General features: G+C 31.6%; 23 protein-coding genes. 7 read left to right on the top strand and 16 right to left on the bottom strand.

Translation table 11 applies throughout. The annotated features are described in order from the left end of the window. Positions 1–25 precede the first annotated feature (25 nt). From Q4Q47_RS04485 to Q4Q47_RS04505, 5 genes are read right to left on the bottom strand one after another with little or no spacing between them, the layout of a single operon-like run. Entirely contained in the window at positions 26–1,285 is a 1,260-nt protein-coding gene (locus Q4Q47_RS04485) for a POTRA domain-containing protein (RefSeq protein ID WP_303305448.1), read from the bottom strand. Next, positions 1,282–2,016 carry a hypothetical protein gene (locus Q4Q47_RS04490; protein WP_303305449.1) on the bottom strand — a complete coding sequence of 245 codons (735 nt, stop codon included), beginning with the start codon at positions 2,014–2,016 and terminating at the stop codon, positions 1,282–1,284. The genes Q4Q47_RS04485 and Q4Q47_RS04490 overlap by 4 nt, the downstream gene beginning before the upstream one ends. Beyond that, entirely contained in the window at positions 2,000–3,010 is a 1,011-nt protein-coding gene (locus tag Q4Q47_RS04495; RefSeq protein ID WP_303305450.1) for a glycoside hydrolase family 113, read from the bottom strand. The genes Q4Q47_RS04490 and Q4Q47_RS04495 overlap by 17 nt, the downstream gene beginning before the upstream one ends. A 44-nt stretch (positions 3,011–3,054) precedes the next feature. Next, positions 3,055–3,975 (bottom strand): hypothetical protein, encoded by a 921-nt coding sequence (locus Q4Q47_RS04500; protein ID WP_303305451.1) that lies wholly within the window; start codon positions 3,973–3,975, stop codon positions 3,055–3,057. A 25-nt stretch (positions 3,976–4,000) separates the two neighbouring features. Further along, a complete protein-coding gene (locus Q4Q47_RS04505) occupies positions 4,001–4,714 on the bottom strand; it encodes a DUF547 domain-containing protein (protein WP_303305452.1) in 714 nt (237 codons plus the stop codon). Between the two features lie 290 nt (positions 4,715–5,004). Here Q4Q47_RS04505 and Q4Q47_RS04510 point away from each other — a divergent pair, with 290 nt between their 5' ends. The 6 genes from Q4Q47_RS04510 to Q4Q47_RS04535 all read left to right on the top strand — a co-directional run bounded on the left by Q4Q47_RS04510 (position 5,005) and on the right by Q4Q47_RS04535 (position 11,257). Beyond that, entirely contained in the window at positions 5,005–6,303 is a 1,299-nt protein-coding gene (locus Q4Q47_RS04510; protein ID WP_303305453.1) for an NAD(P)/FAD-dependent oxidoreductase, read from the top strand. 9 nt (positions 6,304–6,312) lie between these two features. Then, positions 6,313–7,902, top strand: coding sequence for a 4Fe-4S binding protein (locus Q4Q47_RS04515; RefSeq protein WP_303305454.1), 1,590 nt, complete (start codon positions 6,313–6,315; stop codon positions 7,900–7,902). 206 nt (positions 7,903–8,108) lie between these two features. Beyond that, positions 8,109–8,423, top strand: coding sequence for a GIY-YIG nuclease family protein (locus Q4Q47_RS04520; RefSeq protein ID WP_303305455.1), 315 nt, complete (start codon positions 8,109–8,111; stop codon positions 8,421–8,423). A 52-nt stretch (positions 8,424–8,475) separates the two neighbouring features. After that, entirely contained in the window at positions 8,476–9,081 is a 606-nt protein-coding gene (locus tag Q4Q47_RS04525) for a toxin-antitoxin system YwqK family antitoxin (protein ID WP_303305456.1), read from the top strand. After that, a complete protein-coding gene (locus Q4Q47_RS04530) occupies positions 9,078–9,770 on the top strand; it encodes a glycosyltransferase family 2 protein (RefSeq protein ID WP_303305457.1) in 693 nt (230 codons plus the stop codon). Before Q4Q47_RS04525 ends, Q4Q47_RS04530 begins: the two co-directional genes overlap by 4 nt. Beyond that, the gene (locus Q4Q47_RS04535; RefSeq protein WP_303305458.1) at positions 9,767–11,257 is read left to right on the top strand and encodes a cellulose synthase family protein; all 1,491 of its coding nucleotides are present in this window, start codon (positions 9,767–9,769) and stop codon (positions 11,255–11,257) included. The genes Q4Q47_RS04530 and Q4Q47_RS04535 overlap by 4 nt, the downstream gene beginning before the upstream one ends. A gap of 69 nt (positions 11,258–11,326) precedes the next feature. Here Q4Q47_RS04535 and Q4Q47_RS04540 read toward each other — a convergent pair whose 3' ends face one another. Next, entirely contained in the window at positions 11,327–12,319 is a 993-nt protein-coding gene (locus Q4Q47_RS04540; protein WP_303305459.1) for a hypothetical protein, read from the bottom strand. A 111-nt stretch (positions 12,320–12,430) separates the two neighbouring features. Between Q4Q47_RS04540 and Q4Q47_RS04545 the strand changes: the two genes are divergently transcribed. After that, positions 12,431–13,864, top strand: coding sequence for a mannosyltransferase (locus tag Q4Q47_RS04545; protein WP_303305460.1), 1,434 nt, complete (start codon positions 12,431–12,433; stop codon positions 13,862–13,864). Here the strand turns inward: Q4Q47_RS04545 and Q4Q47_RS04550 are convergent. From Q4Q47_RS04550 to mvaD, 10 genes are all read right to left on the bottom strand, one after another. After that, on the bottom strand, positions 13,828–14,058 hold the full coding sequence (locus tag Q4Q47_RS04550; RefSeq protein ID WP_303305461.1) for a hypothetical protein: 231 nt from the start codon (positions 14,056–14,058) through the stop codon (positions 13,828–13,830). The two genes, Q4Q47_RS04545 and Q4Q47_RS04550, sit on opposite strands and share 37 nt — an antisense overlap. 25 nt (positions 14,059–14,083) lie before the next feature. Further along, on the bottom strand, positions 14,084–14,362 hold the full coding sequence (locus Q4Q47_RS04555; protein ID WP_303305462.1) for a hypothetical protein: 279 nt from the start codon (positions 14,360–14,362) through the stop codon (positions 14,084–14,086). A 672-nt stretch (positions 14,363–15,034) separates the two neighbouring features. Next, positions 15,035–15,403 (bottom strand): hypothetical protein, encoded by a 369-nt coding sequence (locus tag Q4Q47_RS04560; RefSeq protein ID WP_303305463.1) that lies wholly within the window; start codon positions 15,401–15,403, stop codon positions 15,035–15,037. Positions 15,404–15,855: 452 nt separating this feature from the next. After that, a complete protein-coding gene (locus Q4Q47_RS04565; protein ID WP_303305464.1) occupies positions 15,856–16,701 on the bottom strand; it encodes a pseudouridine synthase in 846 nt (281 codons plus the stop codon). 287 nt (positions 16,702–16,988) lie between these two features. Next, entirely contained in the window at positions 16,989–17,444 is a 456-nt protein-coding gene (locus Q4Q47_RS04570; protein ID WP_303305465.1) for a hypothetical protein, read from the bottom strand. Between the two features lie 795 nt (positions 17,445–18,239). Further along, complete coding sequence (locus tag Q4Q47_RS04575) at positions 18,240–19,205, bottom strand: carbon-nitrogen hydrolase family protein (RefSeq protein ID WP_303305466.1); 966 nt, start codon at positions 19,203–19,205, stop codon at positions 18,240–18,242. Continuing rightward, positions 19,205–20,107, bottom strand: coding sequence for a geranylgeranylglycerol-phosphate geranylgeranyltransferase (locus Q4Q47_RS04580; RefSeq protein ID WP_303305467.1), 903 nt, complete (start codon positions 20,105–20,107; stop codon positions 19,205–19,207). Before Q4Q47_RS04580 ends, Q4Q47_RS04575 begins: the two co-directional genes overlap by 1 nt. 52 nt (positions 20,108–20,159) lie before the next feature. After that, entirely contained in the window at positions 20,160–21,089 is a 930-nt protein-coding gene (locus Q4Q47_RS04585) for a mevalonate kinase family protein (protein ID WP_303305468.1), read from the bottom strand. Positions 21,090–21,126: 37 nt separating this feature from the next. Continuing rightward, positions 21,127–21,480, bottom strand: a complete 354-nt coding sequence (locus Q4Q47_RS04590) for a four helix bundle protein (protein WP_303305469.1) — start codon at positions 21,478–21,480, stop codon at positions 21,127–21,129. A 9-nt stretch (positions 21,481–21,489) separates the two neighbouring features. Next, positions 21,490–22,581, bottom strand: coding sequence for a diphosphomevalonate decarboxylase (mvaD, locus tag Q4Q47_RS04595; protein ID WP_303305470.1), 1,092 nt, complete (start codon positions 22,579–22,581; stop codon positions 21,490–21,492). Between the last annotated feature and the right edge of the window lie 28 nt (positions 22,582–22,609).

Raw genomic sequence — 22,609 nt, forward strand, 5'->3', positions numbered from 1 at the left:
GGATTCCTGCTTTCGCAAGAATTCATTAAAAATATTGTCCAATACCAAACACAAAACCTTTGGTAGCATTTTTAGTAACGCCATGACCATAATCAATTCTAAAAATGGCATTATATATCTTTTTATGAATAAAGCGAAGTCCTAAGCCCGGATATACTTTAACATTATCCTCTTTACTAAAATCACCAAAATCACCTCCCGGATTTCGCCATGTACCGCTATCTACAAAAGCGTTCCCCTGCAAAACAAACCAACCTTTTTCATATAGGGTATGGCGATATTCGGTATTAAGTACAATAACACCTGTTCCCCTATCAATGGTATTACCAACGCCTCTTACGTTTAAATTATTATCTACAGAAAAAGGAGCAAACGGTGTTTCATCGTTAGTTGATAACCCCATCCTTAATCTAGAAGCCCAATTACCTTTTGATCCTATACGTTTAAAATAAAAGAAATCATTCCAGCCGATAAAAAAATCTGGTAACATGTTATTAGTTGACGTCACATATTGAAAGTTAAATTGACTTCTAAATCCAGATATATATTGATAATAATAATCTAGGTTATTATATTCATAAATTCCTTTTACCAGCCATTTATGCACATTTAATTCTGGTTTATTATTAATGTTTTCACCTTTAAATGTATAGTCTTCTACAAAATAATTTATTCCCAGCTCAAATCTATTCTTAAAATTAAATTCATACAAACCTAAAACCTCGAAAGACTTATTTCTATATTTATAGTTAGCTGTTTCATCTTCGAAAAAAACAGGTTCCTGAGTGGTTAGATCTTGATGATTTACAGCCAATCCCAGTTTATTTGAAAATAAATAAGGAGCTCTAAAATTTACAGCGTAAGAACTATAAATGTCTTTTTGATAAAAACCACCGAATATCATATTCCTTCCTAGTAAATTAAACTCATAAAGCCCTAATCTGTACGCAAACTCATCATCGTCTGTCGTGTAAACATTTAAAGACGGAATGAGCGTAAAGTTTTCTTCAATATTATAAAATACATTGTATTGGTTTCCTTCAGATGGAAAGACTTGATAATAGGCATGTGCAACAGAAGGCAATCGTTTTAAACGTAAAACGTCTTGTTCTATGACTAAGGAGTCCAGCTTACTACCCGATTTGACTGTAGATATGTTTTTTATGAATGATGCTTTTATTTTTTTATTTCCTTGAATTTTAAGGTCATGAACGATATATTCTTGAGAGGATAAACCGGACACTACAAGAGCAAAAAAGGTAAAAAAAAGCGTTACTTTTTTCATTCAATTTTAAATGTTTTTAAAACGACCCAATTTACCCAATTATCTTCACTTACATCCATTAATGTGAAATTATATTCATTATCCGAAACCAATGCAGGTGGTGTTTGGGTCGTAACATTTAAAACAACATGACTCGTATTGTAATATTGAAAACGGTTTTCGTAAGTATAGGTTCCTGACAATAGATTATTTTGGGCATCTGAAACTACTTGAAAATATATAGCATTATCTCCATAAGCATTATCTTCCCATAAAAAATCGGGCATTCCTGCCTGTGATTGATTAACAGTAACAGCATCATTCCAAACAGTTGGCTTAGAGATTTGCTTTGAACGTATTGGATTAGATATTTTCACCTCTCCATCTAACTCAAAAGTGACTAGAATCCACTTTTCAACAGAAGCCTTTTGTGTAAATTTCCCTAAATAGCCATTAAAAAAAGGATCATTTTTCAATAAGATTTGCGTGTAATTTGAAAAATCACTGTTATCAACTTGAGTATTCGTCGTTTCGTAATATCTAATATTTAATGCCCCTTCTTTCGGGTAATAAAACGTTAGTATATCTTTAGTATCATGATCACTAGCAGCACATGCTATAACAGCTCCAACTTCAAAAACTCTACCTTCTAAATAAGAGGCCAAACTAAGAGGTTCATCATCACGGTCACTAGAGCATGAAAACATAACTAAAACAGTAAGCACGTATAATATTTTATTTATATAAGGCATAATGTGTTTTTATCAAATCTTCCACTGGTTTATTTTGAGGTGTATATTGAGAATTGTTTTCTCCACCGGATTTACTATGGTTGCGAAACCATTTCCAAATAAATCCACCAGCAAACCAGTCTTCTTTCCAAAACGTTTCAAACAGAGCCTTAGTTGTATTCGTTTGCGCTTCCAAGTTGACTTGCATCATATTTGTATCACTTTTCCAAGGTTCTCTCCCGGAATAATCAACACTTCTATATCCAAATTCTGTAAACAAAATAGGCTTTTTATATTTCTCAGAAATGGTATTAATGACTTTTTTATGTTGCTCCCAACCAGTTAAACATTCTTCAACTGTTGGTGTTTTACTATTACTAACGGGAAAATAAGCATCAACGCCAATAAAATCTAACAGATCCCAAAAAGGCGTTCGCTTAAACTCATCCCAATTGGCAGCATACGTTAATTTGCCCTTATAAATCTGTTTAATCTCACCAATTAGTTTAAACCAATAATCAGGCCTGTTATCAATAAACTTTTCTAATTCGGTTCCAATACAAAAAATATCTGCATTGACTTCATGAGCTAATCTCGCATATTCTAAAATAAATTTTGAATATGATGACTCTAAAGTCTTCCAATTTGCTTCATTTTTCATTTCTATATATCCTGTAAACTCACCATGCCAAACCCAAATTTGGGGCTTTAGCATTATTTTAATCTTCTTTTTCCGAAGTTCTTGAACATACTGCTTTACTCCTTCACTAGTTTCTCCAAACCATTGTCTTTTTGTATTAAACACAACCTCTGGATGTGATAAATTTCTAATAAACCCAAAAGGCATCACTGCCGCATAATTCGCATTTACATTAACAACAGGGGTAATATGATCATTATTAACCGCTTCACTAGCAGCTACAAAACTAACACCATTAATCTTTTCAGGCTGAGAATTGCAAGACTGAAGAATAAGTATAACCGAAAATACAATTAGGAGTTTGAATCTTTTCATATATGATAAAATGACTTTCAAAACTCCTAATTTACTATTATTCATTAAAATAGTGCTCTTACACCTAAACTAAATGTTTGTCCTAATCCTTGAAAATTATTCCCTGTTACTATTTTTCCAAACGAAGCTTCTAAGTTTAAAGATCGTGTTAATTGATATTTCCCTCCGAAACCTAATTGTGTGTAACGTTGAGAGAAATCGTTACCTAAATCAATTAAAAAAGCCTGTTGAGCATTTATAAATAATGTTGATTTGTCCGAAGGGAAATAACTTAAAAAAGCACTTAATGGTAAAAACAAACTATTATTTGCAAAACGTTCGCTTACATTTTCGGTAGCAGCGTCAGCTTCTGAAGATTTTTCCCCAAAATTAAATCCAAAATCAGCTTCCGTAAAAATTTGCCAATCTCCGCCTCCAAAAGTTTTATCAAAAAAGAATTTTGTTTCCCAGAATGTACTTTTTTTATCTAAATACGCAGCATTTGGTTCATCTCCAAATATGGCAAAATAGACAGAACTTGTAAATGAAAAGTTTGGAACATTAGCAAAAGGTTGCACTCTTATAGACGGTGCAATAGTTGTAAAACCACTTCTAGAATCAGTTTTATTGTTATCAAAATCAAAAACACTAAAAGCCCCCTGACCTCCGTAAGTATTAGATCTAACTTGAAAAACTAAACCAATATTTATTCTTGCATTATCACTTACTCCTGTATAGATCTCAGTTGTATTAGTGAAAAAGTTTTGTCGTGCTATTTTTTGAGATTTACTTCCTGCATCCGTTTGTTCTGTTTGCGTATAAAGACTATTAAAAAACTTGATATCCCATTGTCCTTTCTTCAATAACTTTGAAGGGGTATAAGTTTGAATATTACTTTTTCCTTGATCTTCATCGCCTGCTTCTTGTGAAAAACCAGAAAATGATATAGTTGTAATTGCTAGTAATGTTAATATTATTCTTTTCATTTTATTTTTGATTTGTTATTCGTTCTTATTGTTTGTTTACGTTCCAATTATATGGAAAATAGCTTAGTTTAAAATTATCAGGTATTTTTTCTGTTCTATAGGTATTAATAAAGTCTATTTCCGTTTTACCGTTCATAGTAAAATCCTTTTTGTACCACTCCATTATTTGTGACACCTTAACACGTTTCTTTTTAGCGTTCACCATTAAAAAAGAACCATTTAATGCCTTCCTTGTTTGCACATCCATTTGTGAATTTAATGTACCTGGCAAGTATGCTTTATTAATTAAAGGTGGGCATCCTAAAGCGCCACACACCAATACGAAATGAAAACGAGCATCGTTAAATTGTGCTCTTAATAGTTTATGTTCTATATCGTTTAAAGTGATTTTCTTACCACCTAGACTATACATTTTTTTATCAAAAAATCCAGCATGGTCTAAAGGTGATTTTGTTGGATAGTTATCTATAATACCTTTTATTACTGATAGGTTATAAGCATTAATCCAAAATGCCTGATAGTTTTTAGCATCATCCTTTAATACAGAAATCTTTTCTGCTAATTTTAAAACATCATCAAGAGATTCTTTATTAGAGTTAATTTTTGAATATGCTACTTTTCCATTTGCAACGTTGGTTTTAAAAAAGCTATCTGCCTTTTCAAAAAAAGTATTTAAATCCTGCGCAGAAAGTGATGCACTTCCAAAAAACATTAATACTATGATACCTATATTCTTCATTTTTATGTATTTATTAATTTTCAACTTTGCTTCAGTCTGAATGATTTTAGCAAACTTTCAAAAAAAATGTAAAATTTTTCATGTCTAAATTTCATTTCAAAACTTACAATAAAAAATAATTTATATTTATTCTAAATATGCATGCTCGCATTAAGTTCTTATCTTTAGTTTCGACATAAACCCCAACACTATCAGAATTTACATAATGACTTCTACTAAATAAACACACTTAATCAATTGTGCTTTGGTGAATTGCATTTTAACAATATAAAACAAATAACAACTATTATATGGAACACATTGTTATTATAGGAAACGGGATTTCGGGCGTTACTGCTGCGAGACATATCCGTAAATTATCGGACAAACAAATTACCATTGTATCGGCAGAAGCAGATTATTTCTTTTCGCGCACAGCACTCATGTACGTATACATGGGGCATATGAAATTTGAACACACACAGCCTTACGAAGATTGGTTCTGGGAAAAGAATAGAATTAATCTTAAAAAAGGGTATGTTAAACATATTGAAACTAAAAGTAATACACTTCATTTTTCAGAAGGTGATTCTTTACAATATGACAAGCTCATTATTGCAACGGGTAGCAAACCTAATAAGTTTGGATGGCCAGGACAAGATTTAGATGGCGTCATGGGGATGTATCATAAACAAGATTTAGAAAATCTTGAAAAATATGCCCCCAATAATAAGGTTTGTAAAAGAGCAGTCATAGTTGGAGGTGGTCTTATTGGTATTGAATTAGCAGAAATGCTTAATAGTCGAAATATACCTGTTACTTTTTTAGTTAGAGAAGATAGTTTCTGGAATGGTGTTTTACCGGAAGGAGAATCTGCTATGATTAACAGACATATAAAAAATCACCATATAGATTTAAGGTTAAGCAACAATTTAAAAGAGATCATTTCTGATGAAAATGGCAAAGTTAAATCTATAATCATACAAGAAACTGGTGAGGAAATTGCTTGTGATGTTGTCGGTCTCACCGCTGGGGTATCTCCTAATATTGATTTCATAAAAGATTCGGAAATTGAAACTGGACGCGGTGTAAAAGTAAATAGGTTTTTAGAAACCAATATCCAAGATGTATATGCTGTTGGTGATTGTGCTGAACAAAATGAAGGTATTAATGGTCGTCGCCCTATCGAAGCCGTCTGGTATACAGGTCGTATGATGGGTGAAACTGTCGCACAAACCATTTGTGGTAATCGTATTCAATACAATCCTGGACATTGGTATAACTCTGCTAAGTTTTTAGACATCGAATATCAAACTTACGGATGGGTATTTGCAAAGCCCAGAGAAAATGAATCTCATTTCCATTGGAAACACACAGACGATACCAAATGTATAACTGTATGTTATGATACAAATACCAATGCCTTTTTAGGCATAAACACCTTCGGTATTAGAATGCGACATGACATATTTGATACATGGCTTACAGAAAAAAGAAATGTTGATTATGTTATGGAACATTTAGCAGAGGCCAACTTTGATCCAGAGTTCTATAAAACTTACGAATCTGATATTTATTCTGCATTTAAAAATGAATTACAAACCGTATAAAAATATATCATGAGCAATAAATTAAATCATAGCATGTCTTTAGCAAAACCAGATGCTGTAGACATTTCAAACAAGCAAAAAATAGCTTTAGCAATTGGTATTTTAGGGTTATTCATATTAACACTTGCTTTATTTAACACCGATTTCCCTAATAAGGCATTATTCTTAACGATATCATTAAGCTTAATTTCTGTTGGTACTATAATATATTCAAGAGATGCTTATTTAACCAAATTAGAAGGTATAAAAAACGATGGCGTTTGGTTTAAATCCATATCGTCTCGAGGTGTTTGGGGTTGGATTTTAGGGGTTATTTTAACAGCATTCTACATTGTATTATATTTTTATCCGCAATATTTAGGATTAGGTAAAGACGGTGCTTCAAATACAGGCTTAATTTCATTTTTTGATCCTTTAAGCAACTTATTAAGTGGAAGAAATGCCAGTCAATGGTTTGTTTACGGCACCTTATATACTGTAGCTATTATGGCTTTTGGGTATAAATTCATGCTTAAATATAGGCATAACAGGTATCAACAATTGCGAACTGCTTCTGTCATGTTTTTTCAATTAGGCTTTGCCTTTTTGATTCCAGAATTTATGTATGTCATGAATTCTGATCTTCCTTATTATGATTTAAAAAGTGTATGGCCACTTAACTATTATATTTTTGATGAGTGGTCTGTGAAAGCTTTTCTTTCTAATGGCAATATTGGATTAGGGTTAATATTATTTGGCATCGTTTCTATTTTTGTTATCACACCTATATTGACTTATAAATATGGGAAACGTTGGTATTGCTCCTGGGTTTGTGGCTGTGGAGGATTAGCCGAAACTGCTGGAGATTCTTTTAGGCAATTATCTTCTAAAAAAATGTCTGCCTGGAAATTAGAACGTTGGTTAATTCATACAGTACTTGTATTTTCTGTAGTTATGACCGTAGCTATGGTATATACCTATTTAGGTTATGATCATAATACCTTTTGGCTAACTAAAGGGGTATTCATTAGTTTAGTCATTGGGTTCTTAACTTTAGTTTTTGCTGGCGTTATGTATTTTAAACGTCATGAATTTGGTAAAGATGCCAGATATGGAGCCATCGGTTACTTTGTAGTTATTGCTTTATTGGTAACTATGCACTTCACTGGCACAAGTGAAAATGTCTTTTTTATAAAAGGAAGTGCTTTACGTTCTGCTTATGGCATCTATATAGGTTCAATATTCTCAGGGGTAATTGGTACGGGGTTCTATCCTATTTTAGGAAACAGATCCTGGTGTCGTTTTGGTTGCCCAATGGCTGCAATTTTAGGATTCCAACAACGTTTATTTTCTAAATTTAGAATTACAACTAATGGTGGGCAATGTATTTCATGCGGTAACTGTTCTAATAGTTGTGAAATGGGAATTGATGTTCGTGCCTATGCTCAAAAAGGTGAAAATATAGTACGCTCTAGCTGTGTAGGTTGTGGTATTTGTAGTGCTGTATGTCCAAGAGGTGTTTTAAAATTAGAAAATGATAGCATGAAAGGGCGTATTAACCCAACAGAAATATTATTAGGAAACGATGTAGATTTAATGGATTTAGTTAATAAGAAATAAAAAAGTTTGCAGTTTTCAGTCACAGTTTTCAGTTTAGCCCTATTCGTCACTTTAGCTGTTGACACAAAAAAATAGATGTTAACAAATTTCAAATCAATAGAGGTTTTAAATTATCCCACTAAAAAATATAAATTTGATATTGAATTATAAAGACAAATTAAAGTTAGCTTGTCGTGCTGAGCTTGTCGAAGCATAATCTTTTTAGAATGAAATCTTATTACGTATACATAGTATTATGCTCAGACAACACCTATTACACTGGTATGACTAACAATTTAGAAAGAAGAATTGATCAACATAAATCTGGTTATAGAAAAGATAGTTATACGTATTCAAGACGACCAATCGAACTTAAATGGTATTTACAGTGTACTAATCCAACAGAAGCTATCAAAATTGAAAAACAAATTAAGGGATGGTCTCAACGAAAAAAAGAAGCATTAATTAACGAAAATTGGAAAGATTTAATTGAATTCTCAAAAAATTATACTGAATATGAACATCCCGATAACCGAAAATAGTCCTCGACAAGCTCGGACTGACATTCCGTTATTTAATTGTCAGCTTAACTAAATGAAAAATAGCAAATTGAAATTGAAACAAAAAGACAAATTGAAACTATGCTGTCATGATGATCTTAGCCTTCCCATAGTTTTCAGAAGAGTAGAAGCATATTTTTTTGTTAATGCTTTTTCAAAAAACTATACACTTCTTACTTTGTATATGATTTTCTTTTTCACTTTATCAGTTTGTGCCCAAGAATTATATAAAAAAACATATTACGATAACGGGAATATTAAATCTGAAGGATGGATAAGTAATAATAAGAAAATAAAATATTGGACGTTTTATTATTCAAATGGACGTGTTAAAAAAGAAGGCCATTTTCAGCAAGATAAACCTATAAAATATTGGTATTTTTACGTCGAAAACGGCAAAAAAAAGTCAGAAGGTCATTTTATCAATGGTAAAAAAAATAATTGGTGGTTGTTCTATGATACTATGGAAAAAATTAATCATAAGTGCCAATTAAAGGACAATCAGAAAAATGGTTATTGTTTGATGTATAAAAACGAAAAGCTGGTTTCTGCTAGAAAATATAAAGCTGGTAAAAAAATTAAGGAGTGGACGGATTACAGGTCCTTCAGGAAAGAAAATAAACTATCTGATCTTCAATGATTCATATAAAAGTTATTATACCTGCTTATAATGAAGCAGAATCAATTGCCAATGTTATTAAGGATATTCCAACTAGTGTTGATGAAGTTATCGTAGTGAGTAATAACTCTACTGATGATACCGAAGTTAATGCAAAAAAAGCGGGTGCAACCGTTTTAACTGAGACCAATAAAGGTTACGGCTATGCTTGTTTAAAGGGCATGGATTATATCGCAAATCAAAAAAAGAAACCGGACATTATTGTATTTTTAGATGGTGATTATAGCGATTACCCTGAAGAATTAACCAAAATTGTCGACCCCATCGTAAATGATAATATAGATTTTGTAATAGGTGCACGAATAAAGCGACTTAGAGAACAGGGTTCTATGACAGTACCTCAAATTTTCGGGAATTGGCTGGCAACTACTTTAATGACATTATTTTTTCGTGCAAAATTCACAGATTTAGGTCCTTTTAGAGCCATTAAATATGAAAAACTATTAGCACTTAATATGGAAGACAAAACCTATGGCTGGACAGTAGAAATGCAATTAAAAGCACTAAAGCAAAAATTCACATATACCGAAATACCAGTTAATTACAGAAACAGAATAGGGGTTTCAAAAGTTTCAGGTACGGTAAAAGGTGCTATATTTGCAGGCATAAAAATTTTAGGTTGGATTTTTAAATACAGTATTAAAAAATGATTCCTCAAACTATTATAATAGTCATATATACCATTGCTCTTTTGCTTATATTTTTATATGCATTGGCACAATTAAATCTACTTTTTAATTATCTAAGTGCTCAAAAAAAATGTGATGATTGCTCAAAATTCGATCTTAAAAATCCGGACGAAATTCCGTATATAACGATACAACTACCTGTCTATAACGAAATGTATGTTATGGAACGTCTCCTAGACAACATTGCAGAAATAGATTACCCTAAAAACAAGTTAGAAATACAGGTTTTAGACGATTCTACCGATGAAACTATAGAAACCACACGCCAACAAATAGAAACCTTAAAGGCTACAGGATTAGATATTAAACACATCACCAGAACCGATCGTAGTGGTTTTAAAGCAGGTGCACTTAAAGAAGGGCTGGAAGTTGCCAAAGGCGAGTTTGTTGCCATTTTCGATTCTGATTTTCTTCCTAAAAAAGACTGGTTAAAACGTACAGTTCCCTATTTTAAAGACAAAAGTATTGGCGTAGTACAAACCCGTTGGGGGCATATTAACCGTAACTATTCCATTCTTACAAAAATTCAAGCCTTTGCTTTAGATGCCCATTTTACGCTAGAGCAAGTCGGTAGAAACAGTAAAGGGCATTTTATTAATTTTAATGGCACCGCTGGGGTATGGCGTAAAGCGTGTATTATAGATGCAGGTAATTGGGAAGGAGATACCCTAACCGAAGACCTTGATTTAAGCTACCGCGCTCAATTAAAAAATTGGAAATTCAAATACCTTGAAGATGTAGAAACACCTGCCGAGCTTCCAGTAGTTATAAGTGCAGCACGCTCACAACAATTCAGATGGAACAAAGGCGGTGCAGAAAATTTCAGAAAAATGATGTGGAAGGTGCTAAAAAACCAGAACATATCGGCTAAAACGAAAGTGCACGGGCTATTACACTTACTTAACAGTACCATGTTCTTAAACATCCTAATAGTCGCTGTACTAAGTATTCCCATGCTATATATAAAAAACGAATACGCCCATTTAAAACCCTATTTTTATGTGATGAGCTTTTTTGTACTAAGTACTATTATCTTTTTTGTTTGTTACTGGATTATGTATAAAAAAATCTATGGAGGTGGTATAAAAAACTTTATAAGCTATATAGGCATGTTCTTTGTGTTTTTCTCAATAGCTATGGGCTTTTCATTGCACAATTCTATTGCTGTTTTAGAAGGGCATTTGGGTAAAAAGAGTGAATTTATAAGAACACCGAAGTTTAACATCAACACATTAAAAGACAGTTGGAAAAACAACAAATACATTAAAAAAACAGTATCGGCACACGTTATTTTCGAAGGGTTACTTATGGCCTACTTCGGTTTTGGTATGTACAGTGCCTTTATTGTGGGTGATCAAGGTGGTGATTTTGGGCTCTTCCCCTTTCATCTTATGCTATTTTTAGGTTTTGGCTATGTATTTATTAAGTCTTTGACTTCTAAGGTGTAGAAGTATTTTTCCTAAAAAAATAGTAACTATTATTCCAATTCAAGGACAAAAATACCTACAATAAAACAATTAATTGTTCAAATTAATATCCCCTAACTCAATAACCTCAAAATTATCTAAAGTGACTTGTTTTAAGTTCTTAAGGTCATCATTATCCCATTTTTCATGAGGAGCGCCTGTTATAAACATATCAGATCCAACATCTGCAAGCATCAATCCGTATTCTTTCATGGCGGTAAGAATGATTTGATTTGTTTCAGAAAAACTACTGATATCGTAATCTGCTTTTAATCTTAATCTACCACCAAAAGGTAATAGTTCGTTGCTTGTATTTCCAGAAACGAGATGCCTCGCAGGGTGCACATAACCTTCATATATCTTACTTCTACCTATAGTAAAACGTATAGGGTGATCTATGACACCTTTTTCTATTTCCGGATATCTTACTAATAATGGAAATATAGGTAAACCCGCAGCATCTGCAGAAGTCCAACCATCTGGTCTAAATTCAATTTTGTTTAAATCATATACAGCTGCTGAAGAAGCTTCAAAACCGTCACCCACTTGAGAGGCATTATATAATTCGTATAACATACCATTTTCTACATCAACAGAGATAACATGACTATCACCTGCTCCATTGCCTTCTATAGGTGCATTTAGAGGAATAGGAAATGGTCCTTGGTCACTTTCGTCTCCATAATTTCCATCATAGCTATTAGCTCTAAAAGTTATAGGCACTTTGGGTTGACTCCCATCAACACTAACATAAGGAACTCCGATAGGAGCACCTTGCCACTCACCGCTACCAAAATCTGAAAAAAGTCCTTTACCAGTACCAATATTATTGATTATTAAATCTGAGTTCGCATCAACAGGGCTATCAGAAATATCCTTATTTAAAGGATGCGTTACTGGAAAAATCTGAATATTTTCAACAGTATCTATATTAGCTGTTGGATCAGGATCATCAATTTTATCATCAGAATTATTAGATGAGCATGCGGTTATAAAGTTTAAAGCAAAGCAAAAAGTAGTCAAATAAAAAGTGGGATTTTTCATGAGTAGGTAAGTTATTTATTCAATAACGTTTTATTGGTTTTATTATTTTATAACATTCAAGTAAGTAAATCTATTTTAAAACCGACCAACAAATAATATTATATTTGGTACATGCTTTTAAGCTCAGCTTTTTTTAAACTAAATAGGGCACCATTATTACTAGGTGTGTCATGTTTGTTATTTTATATAACCTTTGCCTACAATTTAATTAGAACAGACTATACAAAGCTTATTATGCTATATGCTGCTTTGTTCTTTCTATTCTACAAATTGGTTCAAATTCTAAAACATAATATCTCACTTTTAACATGGATTGCTTTTGGGTTTCGAGCGGTATTTATATTAGCCATACCTAACTTATCACAAGATTTTTATCGCTTTATTTGGGATGGACAAATGACATTAATAGGATTTAATCCTTATCTAACTACTCCTGATTATCAAATGAGTCTAGGAATTCTATCAGGTTTTCCGAATCAAATTGAATTATATGAAGGTATGGGGCCTCTAAATTCTAGTCACTTCACCAACTATCCGCCAATAAATCAATTCTGTTTTGTGCTTGCTAATCTTTTTCCAGGACAAAGTATACTTAGTTCTGTCATTGGGTTGCGTTTGCTTATTATTACTGCCGATTTTGGTACGCTCTATTTTGGTAAAAAACTACTTAAAAAACTCCATATTCCTGCTCATAATATCTTTTGGTATATTTTAAATCCATTTATAATTATTGAACTTACAGGAAACTTACACTTTGAAGGGGTTATGATATTTTTCCTTATCTGGAGCTTGTATTTATTATACTCTGATAAATGGCAATGGGCTGCGGTCGTTTTAGCATTATCGATTTCTGTTAAATTAATTCCGCTAATATTTTTGCCTTTGTTTTTTAAGTGGTTCACATCGACTCCAATAAGTTCTGAAATTCTAGACGACAAAAAAGATTCTTCGTTATGGCTCAGAATGACAAAATTGATATCATTTTACACCATTGTTGTAATTACAACGCTATTATTATTTGCACCTTTTTACTCACCAGAATTTATAAATAACTATGCGCAAACGGTCGGCCTATGGTTTCAAAATTTTGAATTTAATGCTAGTATTTATTACATAGCCAGAGAAGTCGGGTATTTATTTAGAGGCTATAACGAAATTGCCATTATTGGTAAGATAACACCCATTATTGTAGTATTGTTCGTTTTAATAATGACCTTTTTCAGGAAAAACAAAACAACTATTGAACTTATAACTGCTATGTTATTGGTATTATCTTTTTACTACTTTACCACCACCACTGTCCATCCCTGGTACGTAGCAACCCTTTTAATACTATCAATATTTACCAAATATAAATTCCCATTGGTTTGGAGTTGTGTTATTATATTAAGTTACTTAGCCTATATAAACCTTAATAAAGCAGACAAATCTGAAAACCTGTGGGTTATTGGTTTAGAATACGTTATTGTTTATGGAGTCTTTATTTGGGAAGTCTTCATAAAAAAGAGTCATTCCCCAATTAGTTCTAAACGCTGGATTCTATAAATAGCTTGATCTGTATCATCAAAATCTTCTATAAACTTTAATTTAAAAGATTTCCCAATATAGGAGTTATCATTTTTTAAATCGTAATGATAAAGTGCTTTAGGGTGAATTTCTTCAAAATCTAACTGTACCCCATCATCAAACAAAAACGTGTAAAAACCGTCTTCGTACTGTTGAAAAATTGCTGTTTCCATTTACAAATGATTTAATAGATAAGTATTACTCTTCTTCATCAAAATTTGCATCTGGTATTGGTGGATTTGTAGTATCGGTATTTTCTTCATCTCCAAAATCTGCCATAGCTTTTGCTAAATACGTCCCTACTTTAACCAAATAGATAGTATCCTCAGTTTTTACTTCAACAGCTTCAATTAAATCATTGTGTGCATTTCTAAATGAAATGATGTGGTCATCATCATATCCATCTGGGAATTTTTCAACTAAAAGATTTAAAATATCCTTATTAAGCTTTTGATAATCTACAATAATTCGTTTCATTTTCTTAAAATCGGTTAAGTTTTAATATATTTTGGTAGTGTTAATATACAAATTAATTTCTGAATTTGATTCAAATAAACAAATTTTAATGGGAATTTTCTCTCAAAAACAAGTAGTGAAAATCTATATCTATGCAGGGTAGATATTCTGGAATAATGGGAAGCTAGCTCTAAAATTCGGTTACTTATCCTATAAGTTGCTTTTGAATTTGACTTCCTAATTTTCAAAAGCCCGAATATGTAAACATATTTCATAATGCTCAGCTAAATGCTAATACAAATGAAATATAAAAAATTTAATTTAAAGTTTTTTTAAAATTATTTTTATGAAAAATTTTGAAACTAAAGACAATTTAATTTCAATTGTCTATAATGAACTCTTCTCAACAGGTTTTATCTCATTTTCGTTTAAACCCAGATTATGTATTAAAACTTCGTTATGAAGGTTGAAAATCCAATAATATCTAATACTTTCTAAGTTTTAGCATAGCTCCGCTCTGTTAAAACTTAAAAATATAGAAAAGTTAAAGGTTTTGAAGCAGTTTCAGACTGTAATAGATTTTCTATCATAATCTGGGTTTAAACAAAAAGTGAAGACGAATTCATTTTTTGGGTTGTATTCATAAAAAAAGCTACCCATAAAAAGGTAGCTTAAACTATCTATTAGTGCTGTTTACAGCTTTTCCAGTTTGGTAATTGTATTAACTTCTGTTTTTACATCAGTTCCATCAGCACTCTTGGTTACTACAACTTCGGTTGTATAAGTTATCTTAAAACTTACACCAACTAAAGTTTGAGAGTTTAAATCGAAATCGCTTAAAACTGCATCATCAATTTTCTGGAATGACAATGTATCCGTTTCGCCATTGCTTCGAATTGTAAAACGATATGTACTATCTTCATGGCCATCGTAAACACCATCTACTTCCTTAGAATCTTGAATAATCAACTCTCCATTCAAAGGTACTTCTGTCTTAAAACTTGATAATGTAAAAAACATCATCATAAAACTGCATAACATAAATAAAAACTTTGTTCTCATTTTGATAAAATTTAAAAATTAAAATAAAATAATTTACAGGAGTTAACCTGCCGGTTAAGTTCATAATACACAAACAGTTTTACGTCTAAAACCGTTAGTAGTTATTATATTATTAGGTACGCCTCAACTTTTTTTTTAGATTTCACAAAACGATTTTTAACTAAAGATTAACAAAAAAACAGCTCAATCTGGATTAAATGTTTTACAAAAAAACAAACCTCTACTTGATTCGTTTTAGACACTAAGTAGAGGTTTTAATATTTAATATTTCTAATTCGCTATTCAAAACAATTAGAAACGTAACTATAAGAAAATGAAGTAATTATTTATAGCCTGGCTTATATTATAATTTCAAAGTAAAAATGACATGACATTATTTATCAGCGATAATTCACAAAACCATTCATGTAAAAATTATTATAGATTTAATATAAAACCTAAGCAGTTAATTGCTAAAGCATCTGTAAAGTATTTAATTCTTGCTCTGTAAGATGCTTCCATGAGCCACGAGGGATGTCTTTTTTGGTAAGATGACCAATGGCAACACAATCTAAATTTTCAATCTCATACTTTAAATAATTGAATATGGTGCGGATGATTGTGTTTCCTGTATTTTTAACTTTAAGGCCTATTTCTTTTTTTGAAGCGCCATCAATATAACTAATCGCTTCAACAGTAATTAATTTTCCTTCTACTTTAAAGCCAGTTTGGATTTTTTTTAAATCTTCTAGCTTTAAGTTTTTATTTAATTCTATATGAAATAAACGAGGCACACCATTTTTAGAGTTTGTAAACTTGTCTACAACAGTGTCATCATTGGTGAATAGTAATAAGCCTTTAGAGTTTCTACCTAAACGGCCAATTGGTTTTATTCTGGAACTTGTTGCATTGGCAACTAAGTCCATAACTGTTCTACCTTTCCCTTCACTAGTTGTAGTAGCAAAACCTTTTGGTTTATTAAGCAATACGTAGGCCTTTTTTTCTGGGTTAATACGAGCACCATCATAACGAACCTCATCACCTATTTTAACTTTGTAACCCATTTCTGTAATCACTTTCCCATTTACAGAAACTAAGCCAGTAGCAATATGAACATCAGCCTCTCTACGAGAACACATTCCAGAATTAGCCACATACTTGTTCAATCTAATCTCGTTAGGATTAGATGGTTTTTTATTTTGCTGAGCCTCGTTCTTCCTAAAAGGCGTATTTCCTTTCGCAAAACTTTTCTTGAAGTCTTTTTTAGAACTTTCTACTGAAGTCTTTCCTTTTCTTTGCCCACCTTGTTGCTTATTCATTACTCTAAATTTTTTGCAAAGATACAGAAAGACTAACAGCTTTCAATCACCAAAATAACAAATAGACTTTTTATTATTCAGATCCTATTTAAAACAATCTGAACATTAATCAACAAAATATTGAAACTCTTTTATAGAAATGATATGGTGCATAACCACTTCATAATCAATCAACAACAAATACCGATCAAAATTTGGAGTTAGCCATCACAAACACATACAAATAACCTAAGTTATTATATGTATTTACATTCCTTAAATTCTTTTTGAAATTACTTTTAATTTTATTAATTGGATTGCACTATAGTTTCTGTTCCTCTTGATGTAACAGGGTCTACATTCCATGAGCAAGCTTCAATGGTTTTTATATCAGTTAATTTTATACCAGCAGGAATACCTTTATTTGTAGCTTCAAATGTCACTTGATAAGCATTAAAGTTATTGGCATATGTCTCTTTTAAATCATAATCTACAAAAAATTGTAGTTTAGGGTCTCCAGAATTATTTATACAATAAAGTTGATAAACATTAAAATTAGGTGTCGGAAATGAAGAATCAATAAAAACAATAACATCAATTTGAATTTGATTATTTTTAATTATAAATGATTCAACTAAAGGAGGTAATGGAGTCTTTGAACTTTTGTGTGAAAAGGATATCTCGCCGCTCAATGAAGCAGAATTAATCTTTATTAAGTTTCCAGGTGGGCTATTCAATACATCTTTTGAACTTGTTACATTCATAATTAAATAATTTTAGATTAAAATTTATTTTAGATATTACTTTTTGATTTTTTATAAGAAAGTATGTTTAATCGCTGCTCTATAAAATGAAACTTATACTCAACAACTTTTTTAGTTTTTGCAAAACAATCATTTCACATACTAAAAACTTCAAAAAAAGACATTGTATGCATTATTTGATATGTAATCAATAACCTACATAGTGTACGAATATAGCCAATTATTGCTTTGTAGCAAAAAAAGTAAAAAGAATTGTTTTTTTAAATAAAGAATTTCTTGAAACCAACAGTCCTCTGTAGGACCATAAAGGTATTTCACTTGTTTCATACCCAATCAAGTTGAGCACAAGCTTTTACATTTGGGTCAAAAAACAGAAATTCTATATTTAGATTCCCATTCCTGCGTGCCTTTGGCTACGGTGTACCCACATCTTTTTAAGCAATTATTCTCACTATAAATTGTGATTGCTCTCTAAACCTTGAAGATCTACTAGTACTAAGTCACGAATTTCACAAATATGCATGAATAGAACCACTTGAGATTGAGGATTATTATACTCAACATGAGCACAAATCAGACTTTTAGTTTGCAAAACCTGTCGATAGACAGGAATATTAGTGTGACCTACTTGATAGACAGGTTTGTGTATTCGTGGCTAGTTTTTTAAAATTATTACATGTTATTCATAAAAGTTTGTGGGTACACTGTAGCGGCAGGCGGCAGGTTCACGGGAATGACAATTTCAATGGAAATCTCGAGGTTCGAGGAATTCTTTTCGATTAAAAGACAGTATATCTATTCTTTAGAATCTCCTTTAAATACAACCGTTGACTGCCGTTCTCTATTTATAGTCAACTTCGTTACATCTGGTCTTGAATAATGTCCTACAGGGTCAAAATTTTGACGTTCTTCCAACACACGATTAAAATCGATTGTTTGTATAATCAAACCTTCTTTATGCAAAACAGGTTCAACAACCCATTCACCATCTGGTCCTGCGATACAACTTCCTCCATTAGCTAAAACATCTGGAGCCTTTTCTAATATCTGATTTAAATGTGGTGTGTCTTTTGGAAAATCTTCTTTAGTCATTAAACTAGATACCGATATTACAAACGAACGTGATTCTCGGGCTATAAAACGCGTGATATCTTTTGTATTATGATCACCCCCTGGCCATACAGCAATATGCAAATCTTCACCCAAGCCATACAAAGCAGCTCTTGGTAACGGCATCCAATTTTCCCAACAATTTAATCCACCAACCGTAAATTGTTTTAATGGATGTACTTGCAAACCATGACCGTCTCCAGGAGACCATGTTAAACGCTCATCATAAGTTGGTTGTAACTTTCTATGTACCGATTGAATACTTCCTTCTAAATTAATATATACTAAAGAGGCATAAATACTATGTCCTCCTCTATCCAACGGACGTTCTATAATACCTAAATAAACAGCTATTTTATGTTTTTTTGATAGCTCACAAATAGAATCTAAATCTCCCTTTTCTATACAAATAGCATGAAATACATAATGTGCATGTAATTCTTTATTTACTGCTTTATCCCATTCTGCACCTCCCGTCAACGCTAGCCAAAATGGATAACCTGGTACTAAGCCCTCGCCAAAAACAATCAACTCTACGCCTTCTTTGGCTGCATCTATAATTGATTGCTCCACTTTTTTTAGAGTGCCTTTTTTATTTAACCAAACTGGTGAAATTTGCGCAAGTGCTACTTTAAGTATATTTTCCTCCATTAAATTCTATTTAAAACGACAGTAATATCAATCAGCAAAATACTAAAAACACCTAATACAATGATGAATTTTAACGTATTATGAAGAATAAGGTAATGTGTTTTCGTTTTAGATTTCCAAAGCAATACCAGGAATCCGAGTAATAATAATGTACTTAAATAAAAATATAAATACATATGCCCTACTTCATATTTAAACAATAACAAATAAGTTGGAATTAAGGTTAAACCAGACAAAAAAGTTAACATGTACTTAGAAGCTTTTTCACCATATGTAATTGGAATGGTTTTATAATTCTGAACCAAATCTCCTTTTATATTTTCCAGATCTTTAGTGAGTTCTCGTATAGAAATAACTAGAAACAAAAACATCGCATGCACAAAAATGACCGTTTCGAAATTTTTATAATACATAAAAATGGCAAAAAATGGCGTAATGGTTAAAATAGCTGAGGTTAGATTTCCAATAAATGGAAGCTTCTTTAGCTTATGGGAATAAAACCAGATACCAAAAATGTAAATAGAAAAAAATACAACAGCTTTAAAGGAAACATAGCTAGCCATAATAACCGCTAAAAAATTCAAAACAAAATAAAATGAGAGCTTAGTATTTTGACTTACTAATCTATCTAATCTGGATTTAATGGGCCTATTGATTAAATCTTTCTCTGAATCATAAAAATTATTTATAATATATCCTCCCGCTATTGTTACAGATGAAGCTAAAACAATCATAAATAAATTAAGATCGAAAACGACTTGATTCAGCGGTTTGTTATGTGCTAAAATATAGATGGATGTTAAATATTGCGCAATAACAATGATTAAAATATTATAACCTCTTACAACAGAAAATAAACTAAAAAACTTGAGTAAAATATGTTTTTGTTTTCTGTTTAACATAAAAAACTTAATATTTGAAATTCTGAAACATGTTCAGAATGATAAGCGAAGTTTAGAAGTTATAAACGACTTCTAATTTATAAGCACTAAGTGATTGTTTTGCTCTATCGATATCTTCTGTAAACCCAAGAATATAACCGCCGCCACCAGAACCACAAAGCTTTAAATAATATTCGTTTGTTTCAATACCTTTTTTCCAAAGCTCGTGAAACTGTTGAGGAATCATAGGCTTAAAATGGTTTAAAACGACCTTTGACAAGCTCTTTGTGTTTTTAAATAATGATTTAATATTTCCATTTAAAAAATCGTCAACACAAGCATCTGTATGTTTTATAAATTGGTCTTTGAGCATGCTACGAAAACCTTCCTGCTTCATGTTTTCCATAAAAATGCTCACCATAGGTGCTGTTTCTCCAATAATGCCACTATCTAATAAAAAAACCGCATTTTTACCTTCATTCTTTTGAGAAGGTATACCTGTTGCTTCAATATTATCTTTAGAATTGATAAGAATTGGAATGCTTAAATAACTATTCAATGGATCCAATCCAGAAGATTTTCCGTGAAAAAAAGATTCCATTGCTGAAAAAATGGCTTTTAATTTCAACAACTTCACTCGTGTTAAATTCTCTAAAACTGTAATTTTGTTTTGAGCATATTTATCGTAAATAGCAGCAACTAAAGCGCCACTACTTCCAACACCATAACCTTGTGGGATAGAAGAATCGAAATACATACCAGCATGGACATGCTGTTTTAACAACGTAATATCAAAAGTTACTAATTCAGGATTAATATTTTCTAAATAACTAACAAAACCCTTTAAACTTGCGTTTGATTCGATAGCCGTATTAGAAGGGTTTTCATCTGTCTTTAAAGCACCGTTGTAAAAGTTATAGGGTATAGACAGTCCTTTGGAATCTTTAATGATTCCATACTCTCCGAAGAGTAATATTTTTGAGTAAAAAAGCGGTCCTTTCATATCATATAATTGAAAATTGACAATGCAAAAATGACAATTAACGTTGTTTTGAGGCTTTAATAATACTTATTAATAATCTTAATAGTTCCTTAATACCTAATTGAATACTAAGATACTCAGAATTATTTATATAATCCGTTTCATTCAGTAAATCTAGCCAATATTCCGTTTCGTTAGCTTCTTTTAAAGCAATTGATAATTTATGAATAAAATCTGCTTTGCTTTCGGCATGTTCTGCTTCTCTAACATTTGCTCCAATAGATGTTCCTGATCGCAATAATTGTTTAGAGATTACAAACTCCTTTTTTTCTTCAGCTAAAAACTTATATAAATTAACAATTCTAACTGCAAAACGATAGCTTTTGGATTTAACAACATTATCCTTCTTCATTGTCAATTATCAATTTTCAATTGTTAATTGCTTTGCTCCAAAACCAATTCTATCGCAAATATAATGCCCATTTTGACAATATGCAACTAGTTCATTTTTAATAAACCCACAAACTTGTTTACTTTCATTTTTAGGATACAAAACATGAACATTAGCCCCAGCGTCTAAAGTAAAACATACTTTAGAGCCTGTTTTTTTTCTAAACGACCATATTTTATTTATTATTTCTAAGGTATTTGGTTTCATTAAGATAAAGTATGGCATACTGGTCATCATCATCGCATGAAGTGTCAACGCTTCACTTTCAACAATTTCTATAAATGTATCTAAGTCGCCTTCTTTAAATACGCTTATTAAGCTAGATAGATTTTCATGAGCTTGTTTAAAACGTTCTTGTGCAAATGGATGACCGTACATTAAATTATGACCAACCGTACTACTTACTTGTTTTTCGCCTTTATCAACTAATAAAATAGTGTCTTGATAATTTTTAAAGTTTTGGTGTACTTCAAATGGGTACTTGACTCCAAATAGATCTGAACTTCCATCAATCTCGTCGTGTTTCCCCCAAACTACTAAATCACCTTCCAAACTTCTACAGGCACTTCCTGAGCCTAAACGTGCTAAGAAAGATGCTTTTTGAAAGAAATAATCATCAAAATGGTCTACGTCTAATTCTTCTTCTATACTCATTAAACACAAAGCTAAAGCGCTCATACCACTGGCAGAAGATGCAATGCCAGAACTATGAGGAAAGGTATTAGATGTTTCGATTTTAAAATAATAGTCTCTTAAAAATGGTAAATAAGCTTCTATACGCTTGAAAAAAGCTTCAATTTTCAGTTTAAAATCATCTTTTTTATCTCCATCTAAAAAAACATCAAACGAGAAATCATCTGAACTTTCTTTTTTAGAAAAACTCAAAGTTGTTGTTGTTTTACAATTATCGAGTGTAAAACTAACCGATGGATTCTCTGGAATTTGGTGTTCTTTTTTACCCCAATATTTAACTAAAGCAATGTTACTTGGTGATGACCATGTAAAACTTCCGTTTTCAATAGAACTTGTATAGGCTTTAGGAATAAATCGTGTTTCTTGCATTCTAATTTAAATCTACCGACAAAGACCA

Origin of the sequence: Flavivirga spongiicola (assembly GCF_030540825.1) — a bacterium.
GTDB lineage: Bacteria > Bacteroidota > Bacteroidia > Flavobacteriales > Flavobacteriaceae > Flavivirga > Flavivirga spongiicola.

Bases quoted from the DNA above. Each gene is read 5' to 3' on its own strand.
- Q4Q47_RS04485 (WP_303305448.1), bottom strand. From the start codon at position 1,285: ATGAAAAAAGTAACGCTTTTTTTTACCTTTTTTGCTCTTGTAGTGTCC.
- Q4Q47_RS04490 (WP_303305449.1), bottom strand. From the start codon at position 2,016: ATGCCTTATATAAATAAAATATTATACGTGCTTACTGTTTTAGTTATG.
- Q4Q47_RS04495 (WP_303305450.1), bottom strand. From the start codon at position 3,010: ATGAAAAGATTCAAACTCCTAATTGTATTTTCGGTTATACTTATTCTT.
- Q4Q47_RS04500 (WP_303305451.1), bottom strand. From the start codon at position 3,975: ATGAAAAGAATAATATTAACATTACTAGCAATTACAACTATATCATTT.
- Q4Q47_RS04505 (WP_303305452.1), bottom strand. From the start codon at position 4,714: ATGAAGAATATAGGTATCATAGTATTAATGTTTTTTGGAAGTGCATCA.
- Q4Q47_RS04510 (WP_303305453.1), top strand. From the start codon at position 5,005: ATGGAACACATTGTTATTATAGGAAACGGGATTTCGGGCGTTACTGCT.
- Q4Q47_RS04515 (WP_303305454.1), top strand. From the start codon at position 6,313: ATGAGCAATAAATTAAATCATAGCATGTCTTTAGCAAAACCAGATGCT.
- Q4Q47_RS04520 (WP_303305455.1), top strand. From the start codon at position 8,109: ATGAAATCTTATTACGTATACATAGTATTATGCTCAGACAACACCTAT.
- Q4Q47_RS04525 (WP_303305456.1), top strand. From the start codon at position 8,476: ATGAAAAATAGCAAATTGAAATTGAAACAAAAAGACAAATTGAAACTA.
- Q4Q47_RS04530 (WP_303305457.1), top strand. From the start codon at position 9,078: ATGATTCATATAAAAGTTATTATACCTGCTTATAATGAAGCAGAATCA.
- Q4Q47_RS04535 (WP_303305458.1), top strand. From the start codon at position 9,767: ATGATTCCTCAAACTATTATAATAGTCATATATACCATTGCTCTTTTG.
- Q4Q47_RS04540 (WP_303305459.1), bottom strand. From the start codon at position 12,319: ATGAAAAATCCCACTTTTTATTTGACTACTTTTTGCTTTGCTTTAAAC.
- Q4Q47_RS04545 (WP_303305460.1), top strand. From the start codon at position 12,431: ATGCTTTTAAGCTCAGCTTTTTTTAAACTAAATAGGGCACCATTATTA.
- Q4Q47_RS04550 (WP_303305461.1), bottom strand. From the start codon at position 14,058: ATGGAAACAGCAATTTTTCAACAGTACGAAGACGGTTTTTACACGTTT.
- Q4Q47_RS04555 (WP_303305462.1), bottom strand. From the start codon at position 14,362: ATGAAACGAATTATTGTAGATTATCAAAAGCTTAATAAGGATATTTTA.
- Q4Q47_RS04560 (WP_303305463.1), bottom strand. From the start codon at position 15,403: ATGAGAACAAAGTTTTTATTTATGTTATGCAGTTTTATGATGATGTTT.
- Q4Q47_RS04565 (WP_303305464.1), bottom strand. From the start codon at position 16,701: ATGAATAAGCAACAAGGTGGGCAAAGAAAAGGAAAGACTTCAGTAGAA.
- Q4Q47_RS04570 (WP_303305465.1), bottom strand. From the start codon at position 17,444: ATGAATGTAACAAGTTCAAAAGATGTATTGAATAGCCCACCTGGAAAC.
- Q4Q47_RS04575 (WP_303305466.1), bottom strand. From the start codon at position 19,205: ATGGAGGAAAATATACTTAAAGTAGCACTTGCGCAAATTTCACCAGTT.
- Q4Q47_RS04580 (WP_303305467.1), bottom strand. From the start codon at position 20,107: ATGTTAAACAGAAAACAAAAACATATTTTACTCAAGTTTTTTAGTTTA.
- Q4Q47_RS04585 (WP_303305468.1), bottom strand. From the start codon at position 21,089: ATGAAAGGACCGCTTTTTTACTCAAAAATATTACTCTTCGGAGAGTAT.
- Q4Q47_RS04590 (WP_303305469.1), bottom strand. From the start codon at position 21,480: ATGAAGAAGGATAATGTTGTTAAATCCAAAAGCTATCGTTTTGCAGTT.
- mvaD (WP_303305470.1), bottom strand. From the start codon at position 22,581: ATGCAAGAAACACGATTTATTCCTAAAGCCTATACAAGTTCTATTGAA.